This is a genomic window from Streptomyces sp. NPDC104831, from assembly GCF_055583025.1.
Genome location: NZ_JBVJOT010000005.1, coordinates 1 through 12,239 on the forward strand (window position 1 = coordinate 1; position 12,239 = coordinate 12,239).

The 12,239-nt window shown below is 73.8% G+C and carries 13 protein-coding genes; 2 read left to right on the forward strand and 11 right to left on the reverse strand.

The genetic code is table 11. The annotated features are described in order from the left end of the window. Positions 1 to 123 precede the first annotated feature (123 nt). The 5 genes from ACZ63H_RS04970 to ACZ63H_RS04990 all read right to left on the reverse strand — a co-directional run bounded on the left by ACZ63H_RS04970 (position 124) and on the right by ACZ63H_RS04990 (position 4,201). Positions 124 to 885 carry a class E sortase gene (locus ACZ63H_RS04970; protein ID WP_469862241.1) on the reverse strand — a complete coding sequence of 254 codons (762 nt, stop codon included), beginning with the start codon at positions 883 to 885 and terminating at the stop codon, positions 124 to 126. A 28-nt stretch (positions 886 to 913) separates the two neighbouring features. Beyond that, positions 914 to 2,185: a class E sortase gene (locus tag ACZ63H_RS04975; RefSeq protein WP_469862243.1), complete on the reverse strand. Its 1,272-nt coding sequence runs from the start codon at positions 2,183 to 2,185 to the stop codon at positions 914 to 916. Positions 2,186 to 2,508: 323 nt separating this feature from the next. Next, entirely contained in the window at positions 2,509 to 3,147 is a 639-nt protein-coding gene (locus ACZ63H_RS04980) for an aminodeoxychorismate/anthranilate synthase component II (RefSeq protein WP_469862245.1), read from the reverse strand. Beyond that, a complete protein-coding gene (locus ACZ63H_RS04985; RefSeq protein WP_103813562.1) occupies positions 3,144 to 3,305 on the reverse strand; it encodes a hypothetical protein in 162 nt (53 codons plus the stop codon). Before ACZ63H_RS04985 ends, ACZ63H_RS04980 begins: the two co-directional genes overlap by 4 nt. Positions 3,306 to 3,406: 101 nt before the next feature. Further along, positions 3,407 to 4,201 carry a DUF881 domain-containing protein gene (locus ACZ63H_RS04990; RefSeq protein ID WP_469862246.1) on the reverse strand — a complete coding sequence of 265 codons (795 nt, stop codon included), beginning with the start codon at positions 4,199 to 4,201 and terminating at the stop codon, positions 3,407 to 3,409. A 152-nt stretch (positions 4,202 to 4,353) separates the two neighbouring features. On the opposite strand from ACZ63H_RS04990, the gene crgA reads away from it, so the two are divergent. After that, positions 4,354 to 4,608 (forward strand): cell division protein CrgA, encoded by a 255-nt coding sequence (crgA, locus tag ACZ63H_RS04995; protein WP_318202420.1) that lies wholly within the window; start codon positions 4,354 to 4,356, stop codon positions 4,606 to 4,608. Positions 4,609 to 4,889: 281 nt separating this feature from the next. Here crgA and ACZ63H_RS05000 read toward each other — a convergent pair whose 3' ends face one another. Together ACZ63H_RS05000 and ACZ63H_RS05005 are read right to left on the reverse strand one after the other, a co-directional pair. Further along, a complete protein-coding gene (locus tag ACZ63H_RS05000; protein ID WP_469862248.1) occupies positions 4,890 to 5,777 on the reverse strand; it encodes a rhomboid family intramembrane serine protease in 888 nt (295 codons plus the stop codon). 112 nt (positions 5,778 to 5,889) lie between these two features. Beyond that, positions 5,890 to 6,420 carry a peptidylprolyl isomerase gene (locus ACZ63H_RS05005; protein ID WP_469862250.1) on the reverse strand — a complete coding sequence of 177 codons (531 nt, stop codon included), beginning with the start codon at positions 6,418 to 6,420 and terminating at the stop codon, positions 5,890 to 5,892. Between the two features lie 209 nt (positions 6,421 to 6,629). Here ACZ63H_RS05005 and ACZ63H_RS05010 point away from each other — a divergent pair, with 209 nt between their 5' ends. Beyond that, a complete protein-coding gene (locus tag ACZ63H_RS05010; protein ID WP_469862252.1) occupies positions 6,630 to 7,337 on the forward strand; it encodes a DUF5324 family protein in 708 nt (235 codons plus the stop codon). Positions 7,338 to 7,382: 45 nt separating this feature from the next. On the opposite strand, the gene ACZ63H_RS05015 is transcribed toward ACZ63H_RS05010, so the two are convergent. The 4 genes from ACZ63H_RS05015 to ACZ63H_RS05030 are packed head-to-tail and all read right to left on the reverse strand — an operon-like array spanning position 7,383 to position 12,166. Beyond that, positions 7,383 to 8,594 carry an LLM class flavin-dependent oxidoreductase gene (locus ACZ63H_RS05015; protein WP_469862254.1) on the reverse strand — a complete coding sequence of 404 codons (1,212 nt, stop codon included), beginning with the start codon at positions 8,592 to 8,594 and terminating at the stop codon, positions 7,383 to 7,385. After that, positions 8,591 to 9,967, reverse strand: coding sequence for an NtaA/DmoA family FMN-dependent monooxygenase (locus ACZ63H_RS05020; protein WP_469862256.1), 1,377 nt, complete (start codon positions 9,965 to 9,967; stop codon positions 8,591 to 8,593). The genes ACZ63H_RS05015 and ACZ63H_RS05020 overlap by 4 nt, the downstream gene beginning before the upstream one ends. After that, positions 9,964 to 10,893: a fumarylacetoacetate (FAA) hydrolase gene (locus ACZ63H_RS05025; RefSeq protein ID WP_469862258.1), complete on the reverse strand. Its 930-nt coding sequence runs from the start codon at positions 10,891 to 10,893 to the stop codon at positions 9,964 to 9,966. The genes ACZ63H_RS05020 and ACZ63H_RS05025 overlap by 4 nt, the downstream gene beginning before the upstream one ends. Before the next feature lie 19 nt (positions 10,894 to 10,912). Continuing rightward, positions 10,913 to 12,166 (reverse strand): pyridoxal phosphate-dependent aminotransferase, encoded by a 1,254-nt coding sequence (locus ACZ63H_RS05030; RefSeq protein ID WP_469862530.1) that lies wholly within the window; start codon positions 12,164 to 12,166, stop codon positions 10,913 to 10,915. Positions 12,167 to 12,239: the final 73 nt, after the last annotated feature.

Here is a 12,239-nt window from a genome sequence, read left to right on the forward strand (position 1 = left end):
AACCAAAAGAACAGCCCACACCCACCGCTCCCCCTTGCCCCCCCCCCCCCCCCCCCCCCCCCCCCCCCCCCCCCCCCCCCCCCCCCCCCCCCCCCCCCCCCCCACGCCGTTCCCGGCCGGCCGTCAGCCCCGTAGTTCCCTCGGCGGGGTGCGGTCGGCGTCGACCTTCTGCACGCGCACCAGCTCGCCCCAGACGACGTAGCGGTAGCGGGAGGTGTAGACGGGGGTGCAGGTCGTCAGGGTGATGTAGCGGCCGGGCTTGCTCCTGCCGGACTCCCCGGGGACCGCGGAGAGGACCTCGACGTCGTACTTCGAGGTCTCGGGGAGGATCGAGTAGACCTTGTAGACGTACCAGTCGTCCCGGGTCTCGAAGACGATCGGGTCGCCCTTCTCCAGCTTGTCGATGTTGTGGAACTTCGCGCCGTGGCCGTCCCGGTGGGCGGCGACGGCGAAGTTGCCGTCTTTGCCCGAGGTGGGCAGCGTGGCCTTGACCGGGTCGGTGTAGTAGCCGGCCACGCCGTCGTTGAGGACGTCCGTGCCGGTGCCCTTCTCGACCAGCACCTCGCCGTTGCGCATCGCCGGCACGTGCAGGAACCCGATGCCGTCCTTGGTGTCGAGCGCGCCGGGACCGGAGTCCTTGTCCTTCTGCCGCGCCCAGTGCTCGCGCACCTCGTCGGCCTTCCGGTCGGCCTTGCGGTCCGCTATGACGTTCGTCCACCACAGCGAGTAGACGACGAACAGACCGAGCAGCACGCCCGCCGTGATGAGGAGTTCCCCGAAGACGCTGACCGCCAGCGCGATCCGGCCGGGGCGCCGGCGGCGCGGGGCCGGATCCGGTTCGGGCGCGTCCGTGGTCTCTTCGGTCTCGTCGGCGGTCGCTGCCACAGTTCCTCTGCCCTTGACTCGGTGAGCTCTACTCGATGAGCGCGTCCGGTTTGCCCTTGCTGCGCGGGCGTTCCTGGACCATCTTGCCCCAGACGATCAGCCGGTACTTGCTGGTGAACTCGGGTGTGCAGGTGGTGAGGGTGATGTAGCGGCCGGGGCCGGTGAGGCCGGAGCCCGGGGGGACCGGGTCCAGCACGCTGATGTTGGACGGCGGGGTCACCGGGAGCGTCGAGGTGACCTTGTACACGAAGTACGTGTCCTGCGTCTCGACCACGACGGGGTCGCCGGGTGCGAGGCGGTTGATGTAGCGGAACGGCTCGCCGTGCGTGTTGCGGTGCGCGGCGAGGCCGAAGTTGCCGGTCTTGTCCTGGGGCATCGCCGTCTTCAGCGGGGCCTCGCCGTAGTGTCCGACCATGCCCTTGTCGAGGACCCTCTTGTTGCCGGTGCCCTCCGCGATGGGCGCGACGACGTCCAGCTTGGGGATGTGCAGGATGGCGAAGCCCTGTCCCGGCTCGAAGACGCCCGGGCTGCGCTTGCCGCTGGCCCAGTCGTCCTGGAGCCGGTGCGTGGCGCTGCCGGCCTGGGCGTGCGCGCGGACGTTGGTCCACCACAGCTGGTAGGTGACGAACAGCAGCATCAGCACGCCGGTGGTGATGAAGACCTCGCCGACGGCCCGGCTCGCCAGGGTCGCCGCGCCGGGCTTGCGCAGCCGCGCCTGACGCCGGGCCTCCACCCGGGTCAGGGGGCGCCGCGGGTCGTGTTCCGCCGGGGCCGCCGGCGCCGTACGGGACGCGCCGCCGGTCCGGCGCCCCCCGCGCCGCTTGGCGGCCTTCCTGCGGGCCGCGCGGCCGCCGGCCGCGGCGGGGGAGGCCCCGGCGGCCGGGGAGCCCCCAGTGGCCCCCAGGGGCCCATCAGCCGCCCCCCGCACCACCCGCAGGGCCATCGTCTCGTCGTCGACGGGCGGCAACGGAGCCGTCGGAGGATCGTCCCCGATCCGCGGCAACCGCGCGGTACGGGGCTCGTCCACGATCCGGGGCAGCGGGGTCGTCAGGGGGTCACCCGCCCCCCGGGAGACCGGCGCGCTCCCCCGGGCACCGCCCACCGGGGCCTGCGGCCCCTGGGACGAACGGGCGGACGGAGGACCCCCGGTCACCCGGGGCAACGGCGCCGTCAGAGGGTCGCCCCCCGGCGCCTGGAGCGGACGGGCGGACGGAGGACCCCCGGTCACCCGAGGCAACGGGGTCGTCAAGGGATCGGCCGCACCCCCGGACACCGGCGCACTCCCCCGGGCACCGCCCACCGGGGACTGTGACCCCTGGGACGAACGGGCGGACAACGGCCCCCCGGTCACCCGGGGCAGCGGCGCCGTCAGAGGGTCGCCCCCCGGCGCCTGGAGCGGACGGGCGGACGGAGGACCCCCGGTCACCCGGGGCAACGGGGTCGTCAAGGGATCGGCCGCACCCCGGGTGGGCGGTGTGCTTCCCTCGGCCGGGGCCGCCGGGGGGTGCTCGGGTGTCCGGGGGCCGGCCGGTGGCGGGGTGGTGGGGCGGGGGCGCGCGCCGGTGGAGGGCTCGTGCGGGCTCTGGGCGCCGTACAAGTCCTCGCGCTCGGGGCGCAGCGCGGTCACGCCGTGGCCCTGCCCACCACCGGGGCGAGCCCCGCCGACCGCGCCACGGCATCGGTGTCGCCGCACTCCACGAGCCAGTTGGCCAGCATCCGGTGGCCGTGCTCGGTCAGCACCGACTCGGGGTGGAACTGCACGCCCTCGACGCGGTGCTCCCGGTGCCGCAGGCCCATGATGATGCCGTCCTGGGTGCGGGCGGTCACCTCCAGCTCGGCCGGGACCGTGGCCGGTTCGGCGGCCAGGGAGTGGTAGCGGGTCGCGGTGAACGGGGAGGGCAGGCCGGCGAAGACGCCCCTGCCCTCGTGCTCCACCAACGAGGTCTTGCCATGCAGCAGCTCGGGCGCCCGGTCGACCACACCGCCGTACGCCACCTGCATCGACTGCATGCCGAGGCACACCCCGAAGACCGGCACCCCGGTGGCCGCGCAGTGCCGGACCATGTCCACGCACACGCCCGCCTCCTCCGGCGTCCCGGGCCCGGGGGAGAGCAGCACGCCGTCGAAGCCGTCCTCGGCGTGCGAGGTCGTCACCTCGTCGTTGCGCAGCACCTCGCACTCCGCGCCCAGCTGGTACAGGTACTGCACGAGGTTGAAGACGAAGCTGTCGTAGTTGTCGACGACGAGAATCCGCGCACTCACTGGTTGTCCACCGTCACATCGTTGAAGGGCAGCAGTGGTTCGGCCCACGGGAAGACGTACTGGAAGAGGACGTAGACCACGGCCAGGATCAGGACGAGCGAGATCAGTGCCCTCACCCACGCGTTGCCCGGCAGATGCCGCCAGATCCAGCCGTACATGCCGTCCCTTGCCGTCCCTTCCGTATCCCTACGGCACCAGACCCACGCCGTACGTCACCAGACTAGCGGCGCGGGGCCTCCGGGTGGCCTGACTCCACGGGCTATCCCACCGGCTTCGCGTAGTGCAGATCCACCGTGCCGGAGTAGCCGGGGAGGGTGACCGTGCCGTCGTCGGCGACGTTCCAGCCGAGGCCGTAGACGTTGACGTAGACCATGTAGGTCTGGATCGCCTTGCTGTCCGCGAGGGCCTGCTTGAGCCGGTCCGGGTCGCCGACCGCCGTGATCTTGTACGGGGGCGAGTAGACGCGGCCCTGGAGGATCAGGGTGTTGCCGACGCAGCGCACCGCGCTGGTGGAGATCAGCCGCTGGTCCATGACCTTGATGCCCTTGGCGCCGCCCTGCCACAGCGCGTTCACCACGGCCTGGAGGTCCTGCTGGTGGATGACCAGGTAGTCGGGCTGCGGCTCGGGGTAGCCGGGGAGCTTGGCGGTGGCGTCGGGCGGGGCGTCGTTCAGGGTGACGGTGACGGCCCGGCCGGTCAGCTCGTCGGTGCCCGCGCTCCTCTCCAGCCCGGTGAGCTTCTCGTCCTCGGCCCTGGTGCTGCCGTCGTCGCTCTCGGCCAGCGACTCCACGCTGTCGCGCAGGGTCGCGTTGGACTCGTCCAGCCCCTTGTTCTTGCGGCTGCGCTGCTGGATGAGGTCGGACAGCTTCAGCAGGGAGCCGTCCTGGCGGATGTCGGTGCCCTTGGCCGTGTCGAAGCTGGTGAAGAAGATCAGACCGGCCAGGGCGAAGACGGCCGCCGTCAGGATCCGCACCGGACGCAGGCGCGGGCGCGGCCGGCGGGCGGGGCCGGAGCCCATTGCTCCCGTCCCGGGAGAGTCGGCAGAATTGCTCAACGTACCCTTATCTCCTTCGGCGCCACGGAAGCACTACGCTAACGGACGCCCGGGGGAGCACACAGAGTCGTCGTGTTGGCCCCTTGTACGCTGCCCCGAGCCCGACCCAGTTCCCTGCGCGGCCACGCAGCGCATCGACAGGAGAGACCCTCGTGCCGAAGTCACGTATCCGCAAGAAGGCCGACTTCACGCCGCCGCCGGCGAGGCAGGCGCAGGCCATCAGGCTGACCAACCGGGCCTGGGTCGCACCGGTCATGCTGGCCATGTTCCTGATCGGCCTGGCCTGGATCGTCGTCTTCTACGTGACGGACGGCTCGCTGCCCGTCGACAGCCTGGACAACTGGAACATCGTGGTCGGCTTCGGCTTCATCGCCGCCGGGTTCGGTGTCTCCACGCAGTGGAAGTAGCCCCGCGCACACCTCGGCCCGCACCTCTGCCCAGGGCTATCCACTGAGTTATCCACAACCGTTGTCCACAGTGGGGAAAAAGAACGACGATCTGTGGATAACTTGTCGGGTGTTGACGCCGGTGTGACTGGTCCAACACGCCTCAGACATCTGTTCGCCCCCTGTCCGACCTGCGGAAACACATCCGAGCGACAGGGGGCACAGCTGTGCCCGCACCGTGTGCACAAGAGCGGGCACAAGCTGTGGACAACGGTTCGGGGACAGCGTGTTCCCCACCCCCGTCAGGTGAGCTGGGCGGTCCTGATCAACGCGAGCGCCAGGGCCAGCGCCAGCACCACCGCGCAGGTTCCGTACTGCACCAGCGCCCGCCGCTCGCGCGGGGCGTGCACCATCGCGTAGCCGGTGACGACACCGGCGACGAGCCCGCCGATGTGCGCCTGCCAGGCGATGTGCAGGGACCCGTTGAAGGTGAAGATCAGGTTGATCACGAGCAGCGCGAGGACCGGCCGCATGTCGTAGTTGAGCCGGCGCATCAGCACGGCGGTGGCGCCGAAGAGGCCGTACAGCGCGCCCGAGGCACCGAGCGAGGGGACCGTCGGAGCGACGAGCAGGTAGGTCAGCGCGCCGCCCGCCAGCCCGGAGACGAAGTACACCGCCAGATAGCGGGACCGGCCGAGGGCCGCCTCCAGCGGGCCGCCGACCCACCACAGGCTGAGCATGTTGAAGCCGATGTGCCAGTACTCCTGGTGGGCGAACATCGCCGACACGAAGCGGTACCACTCGCCGCCCGCCACACCCGAGGTCGGCGTGAACGGCTTCTCGGGCAGACCGCCGTAGAGCACGACGTCGTACAGGAACGAGGGGTCGGCCTTGATCGCGACGAACATCGCGAGGTTGATCCCGATCAGGATCTTGGTGATCAGCCGGGGGTCCGCCGTGACCGTGCCGCCGGCGAGCGTGCGCGGCCGGGACGCCTGCGGGGCGGGACCCCCACCGGCCGTGCCGCGGACGCAGTCCGGGCACTGGAACCCGACCGAGGCGCTGACCATGCACTCCGGGCAGATGGGCCGTTCACAGCGGGTGCAGCGCACGCCGGTCTCCCGGTCCGGGTGCCGGTAGCACACGGGCACGCTGTGGGCGTCCTGCGCGCTCCCTGCGGACTGCTCCATCGGATCCCCTTGCTCGTCGTGTCCGTGGCTGACGGGCACCATCCTGCCCCCTTCATCCTTACGGACGAGCGCGGTGCCGGTTCCCGGCGCGGGGAGGGCGCCGTGCGCCGCATCAGCCCTCGCGGGACTCGACGAGCACCGTCTCGAGCACGACGTCGACCAGCGGCCGGTCGTTGCGTCCCGTCGGCACGCGCGCGATGGCGTCCACGACCTTGCGCCCGGCCGGGGTGCTGACCTCGCCGAAGATGGTGCGCTTGCCGTTCAGCCAGGTGCTCGGGGTGACCGTGATGAAGAACTGGGAGCCGTTGGTGCCCGGGCCGGCGCTGGCCATCGCCATCAGGTACGGCGCGTCGAAGGCCAGGTCGGGGTGGCACTCGTCCTCGAAGCCGTAGCCGGGGCCGCCGAGCCCGTTGCCCAGGGGGTCGCCGCCCTGGATCATGAAGCCGCCGATCACCGCGTGGAAGACCGTGCCGTCGTAGAGCCGGTCCCTGCTGCGCACGCCGGTGCGGGGATGGACCCACTCGCGTTCGCCGCGCGCCAGTTCCACGAAGTTTCTGACCGTGACGGGCGCGTGCAGCGCGAAGAGGCGGATCTCGATGTCGCCGAGGGTGGTCTTCAGGGTGGCGTAGAGCTGCTCGGCCACGGTCCGCCTTCCGTCGTCGTTCCGCCGCGGTCCTTCGATCCTTCCACGCCCCCGGCCCGCCGACGCCCGGCGGCGACCGCCCGGACCGGGCCGGGGCGGCCGCCGGCACCCATATGCCCGCCCGCGCGTGCCGCGCCGGCCCTCGGCAGGCATGATCCGTAAAAGGGTGGAAAGTCGAAATACCGTACGCCACCGAGGAGGAGGAACCCGTGACCCGCATTGACAGCGTGCGCGCCGCGACCGGCTCGGCGAAGGACAGCGTGCTGCACGCCGCGGAAGTGGTGGCGCCCTACGCCGACACGGCCAAGGAACGTGCCGCGTACTACGCGCAGGAGGCACGCGTACGGCTGGCGCCCGTGGTGTCGCAGGCCGCGGAGCAGGCCCGAGTGCAGTACGACGCCCGGCTCGCCCCGCGTCTCGAACAGGCGCTCTCCCATGTGCCGCCGAAGGTGGACCTGGCCGCGCAGGAAGCCGCCCTCCGCACCCGCAAGGCGGCCCGGCAGGCCGCCCTGTACTCGCGTCCGAAGATCGAGCAGGCGGTGGCCGCGGCCGCTCCCGTGCGCGACGAGGCCGCCGCGCGCGGCGCCGCCGCGATGGCCGCGCTGCGCGGCCAGGTCTCGGCCGAGGACGTCCAGAAGCTGATCCGGCGCCAGGAGCGGCGGTCCCGGACCGGGCGCACCGTGAAGGTGTGCGCGGTGCTGACCGTCCTGGCGGGCGGCGCCTTCGCCGCCTGGAAGTGGTGGGACAAGCAGGCCAACCCCGACTGGCTGGTCGAGCCGCCCGCCGCGACGGAGGTCCCCGACTCGCCCCGCCTCACCTCCGTGGACGGCACCGGACCGGCCGGACTGGACCCCGAGGTGCGGGCCAAGCAGGACGAGACGGACGCGGAGGACACCGGCCGGGACGACCGGCCCTGAGCCCCGCGCCCCCGAAGGAGCCCACGCCGGGCCGGCGGGGGCTCCTCAGCCCGCGCGCGCGTAACGGCTGGCGGGGCGCGGCAGACGCAGGTGGCCGCGCAGGGTCGTCGCGTCGTACGCCGTGCGGAACGCCCCGCGCCGCTGGAGCTCCGGCACCAGAGCGCGGGTGATCTCCACGAGGTCGTGCGGGAGCGTGCCCGGGCGCAGCCGGAAGCCGTCCAGACCGGCCTCGCGCCAGTCCAGCAGCAGGTCGGCGAGTTCACCGGGGGTGCCGGTGAACACCTCGGCGTCGGAGGCGAGCGGGGCGCCGTCCAGGTCGTCCAGGCGGGCCTTGCGGCGGGCGGCGGCGCCCGGCTCGGCGTCCAGGAAGACCAGCACCTCCGCGAACCTCAGCAGCGGCCTCTCCCGGGTGTCCCGGCCGGTGCGCCGGACGGCCGTGTCCACCTGGGCGAGGACCGCCTCCGCCCCCGCCCGGTCGTGCGGGGTGATCCACACGGCGTCGGCGGCGCGCGCGGCGAACTCGTACGGCACGCTGGCGTGCGCCAGGCTCATCACCGGCGGCTGCCCCTGCGGCGGGCGCGGGATGATCGCCGGGCCCCGGACGCTGAAGTGCTCGCCCTCGAAGTCGATGTGGTGGATCCTGTCCCGGTCGATGAACCGGCCGGTGGCGGCATCCCGGATCTCCGCGTCGTCCTCCCAGCTGTCCCACAGCCGCCGCACCACCTCCACCGCGTCGGCGGCCTCGTCGAACAGCGGGCTCAGGCGCCGGCCGATCCGCTCCGGGTCGCGCGCGTCCTCGTCGGTGAGCTGCGGGGTCGTACGGCGCCCGAAGTGCTCGGCGTCGGCGGCGCGCGAGGCGATCTGCGGGCGCAGGCCCGCCCGGCCGGTGCTCGCGTGATCGAGGGTGGCGATGCCGGTGGAGACGTGGAACGGCTCGGTGTGGGTGACGTTCGCGGTCGGGACCAGGCCGATGTGCGTGGTCAGCGGCGCCACCCGGGCCGCGACCAGGACCGCGTCCAGGCTGCCGCGGACCTGGTCGACGCGGTCGTCGGGCCGGTGGAAGGCGGCCGACTGCACGCCGAGCGCGTCCTCGATGGTGACGAAGTCCAGCAGGCCGCGCTCGGCCTCGGCGACCAGGTCCGCCCAGTAGTCCGCGCGGAACAGCTCGGCGGGCCGGGCGTCCTCGGCGCGCCAGGCCGCCGGGTGCCAGCCGGCGGCGTCCAGGGCGACGGCGAGGTGCAGCGGGGGCGCGGTCACGGGGTCTCCTTCGGTACGGGGGCGCGCGGCGCGTCGTGGCGCAGGCCCAGGTGGTCGCGCAGGGTCGGGCCCGTGTAGTCGCGCCGGAAGACGCCCTTCTCCTGGAGCAGCGGCACCACCCGGTCCACGAAGTCGTCCAGGCCGCCGGGGGTCAGGTGCGGGACCAGGACGAAGCCGTCGGCGCCGTCGCTCTGCACGAAGTGGTCGATGGCGTCGGCGACGGTGCCCGGGGCGCCGACGAAGGTCTGCCCGCCCGAGACCTCGACGACCAGTTCGCGGATGCTCAGTCCGCGTTCCTCGGCGAGGGCCCGCCAGCCGCGGGCGATCTCGTCGCGGCCGCGGCGGAAGAGCGAGTGGCCCTTGAGCATCTGCGCGTCCGGCTCCGGGTCGATGTCCGGCAGCGGCCCGTCGGGGTCGTAGCCGGACAGGTCGCGGCCCCAGACGGCCTCCAGGTGCGCGATCGCGGTCTGCGGGCTCACCTGGGCGCGGGTGATCTCGTCGGCGTAGGCGGCGGCCTCGGCGTCGCTGTCGGCCACCACCACGGTGGCCGTCGGCAGGATCTTCAGCTGGTCCGGGGTACGGCCGTGGCGGGCCAGGCGGGACTTGACGTCCCGGTAGAAGGCGCGGGCCTCGTCGAGCCGGTTGTACTTGCTGAAGACGACGTCGGCCTCGGCGGCGGCGAACTCCCGGCCGGGGCCGGACTCGCCCGCCTGGATGACCACCGGGTGCCCCTGGGGCGGGCGCGGGGTGGTGAAGCGGCCGGAGACGGCGAAGTGCTCACCGTGGTGGGCGAAGCGCCCGGCGCCAGGCCGGACGAACGCGCCGGCCGCCCGGTCGGCGCGCACGTCCCCCTCGGCCCAGCTGTCCCACAGCTCGCGCGTGGTGGCCAGGAACTCCGCCGCGCGCGCGTACCGGTCGGACTCGGCGAGGAAGCCGCCCCGCCGGAAGTTCTCGCCGGTGAACGCGTCGAAGCTGGTGACCACGTTCCAGGCGGCGCGGCCGCCGCTGAGGTGGTCCAGGGTGGCCAGCCGGCGCGCCACCTCGTAGGGCTCGTTGAAGGTGGCGTTGACGGTGGCGGCCAGCCCCAGCCGGGTGGTGACCGCGGCCAGGGCGCTGAGCTGGGTGAGGTTCTCCGGACGGCCCACCACGTCCAGGTCGTACAGCTGCCCCTTGTGCTCGCGCAGCCTCAGTCCCTCGGCCAGGAAGAAGAAGTCGAACCGGCCGCGTTCGGCGGTCCGCGCGAGGTGGCGGAAGGACTCGAAGGCGATCTGGCTGCGCGAGCGCGGGTCGGACCAGACGGTCACGTTGTGGATGCCGGGCAGCTGGGCGGCGAGGTGCACCTGCTTGCGGCCCGTGGTCTCGGGGCCGCTCATTCGGCGGGGAGCACGGCCGCGGGGGCCGGGGAGACGTAGCGCACGGTGTTCTCGAAGGCGATGCCGTGGCTCTTGACGTCGATCGCGATGCGGTCGCCGTCGGCGATCCGGAACCCGTCGTGGAAGCTGGCCTCGTCGGCGCCCAGCAGGACGTAGTTGACCAGGCCGGGCCGCCGCACCGCCGGGAAGGAGAACAGGTGCTCGGCCATGTCCCGGACCCGGAAGTACAGCGCGTCGCCACCGCAGTCGAAGCTGCCCTCCCAGGCGGTCGCGCCGTCCCGGACGATGGTGACGCGGCCGGTCGCCGAGCGCGGCGGCGCCCCGAGGAACAGCCAGGGCGCGAGCGCGGTGTCGCACAGCTTGCAGTACGGGTTGTAGCCGGGGTCCTTGCGGTGCAGGCCGATGTCGCACAGGTCGTTGCCGAAGGTGTAGCCGGCGTAGTGCGGGGTGCCGTCGGCGTCGTTGACGTAGACGAGCGCGACCTCGGGCTCCTCGATGAGGGCGATGGGGCGGGCGGGCACGGTCAGGTCCTCGCCGGGCAGCCGGGCCCAGTCGCCGAAGCCCTTGAAGAACCACTTGGGCGGGACGAACTCGCCGTCCTCGGGCTGGCTCCGGCCGTTCCACTTCTTCTTGTGGGTGCCCATGAAGCCGCTCAGCAGCGCGGTGCCGGGCGCCTCGGGCAGCAGCGGCACCACCGGGCGCACCCCCGGGTCGCCGGACGGGACGACGACCGTCTCGGCGCCCTCGGTGACGGCGGCCCGGACGGCGTCCGCGGAGCCGTCGGTCTGCGTGAACGCGGCGGCCAGCGCGCCCTCGGCCACCCGGTACAGGGTCTGCGGCTCGCCCGGCTCGGGCAGGCCGAAGGTGACGTGACGGCGGCCTTCGTGGACCACCTCGGTGAGGACGGGCGGCAGGGACTGGGACATGGGAAGCCTCCGTGTGCGGTCAGGGTCGGGGGGCGGTCAGGTCGGTCAGGGCGTCGCCGAGGTGGTCCAGGGCCTCGCGGATCCACGGCAGGGCGAGCGGGTCGGCGGCGGTCAGCGCGGCGGCGCGCCGCTCGTCGGTGTCGCCGTACAGGCGGCTGGTGGCGGCCCGGATGCGCAGGGCGCCGTCCGGTTCGCCGAAGGCGCTCGCCGGCAGCACGCCGACGCCGTGCCGCTCGACGAGGAACCGGACCAGGCCGGCGGCGTCGGTGATGCCGTGCGCGGCGCCGAGGCGGGCGCGCAGCGGCTCGAAGTCCGGGTAGAGGTAGCAGGTGGCGGTGACCGGGGCGAGGCGCGCGCCGGCCTCGGTGAAGCGGGCGGCCGCCGCGCTGGCCACGGTGGCGTGCAGCCGGCGGCTCGCCGCGATCCGCTCGGTGATCTCCGGGGGCTCGGCGAAGGCGTAGGCCGCGGCGGACTGCACCGGGGCCGGCGGGCTGGACCAGATCTGGCTGGCCACGGAGAGCAGCGTGGTGCGCAGTTCGCGCCCGGCGGGGCTGTCGGGCAGCCGGGCCACGCCGGTGCGCCAGCCGCCGACCGCCAGGTTCTTGGTCAGGCCGGTGGTGACGACGGTGCGCTCGGGGGCGTAGGCCGCCGGGGAGACGGCGGGCCGGGCCGGGTCGTGGACCAGGTCGCCGTAGATCTCGTCGGAGATCACGAACAGGTCCAGGTCGCGGGCGACCGCGGCCAGCCGCCGCACGGTCGCGGCCGGGGCGACGGTGCCGGTCGGGTTGTCCGGCACCGTCACGACCACCGCGCGCGGGTCGCGGCCGGCGGCGCGGGCGGCGGTGACCGTCTCGCGCAGCCGGGCGGGGTCCGGGACACCGCCCTGGCCGGGCAGGATCGGCACGGGCAGCGGCTGCCCGCCGGCGAGCCGGGCCTGCGCGGCGTAGCTGACCCAGCTCGGCACGGGCACCACCGCGTCCCCGCCGACCGCGAGGAGCAGCGCGTACAGCAGCGCCTTGCTGCCCGGGCCGGCCACCACCAGCTCGGGGTCGGTGGGCAGGCCGCGGCGGTCCCAGTAGCCGGCGGCGGCCGCGCGCAGCGCGGGTCCGCCGGCCACGGGGCCGTAGGCGTTCTCCCCGGCCGCCGCGGCCAGCCGGGCCCGCAGCTCCGGCAGCACGGGCAGTCCGATCTCCCCGCTGGTCATGGCCAGCACCCGCTGCCCCGCGCGCCGCCGCGCCTCCAGCGCGGCATCGGCGGCGAGCGTCGCCGACATGGGGACGGCGGCGGCCCGGCGGGGGGCCGTGCCGGGGGTGGCCTGCGGGTCCGGGCGCGGGGCCGGATCCCCG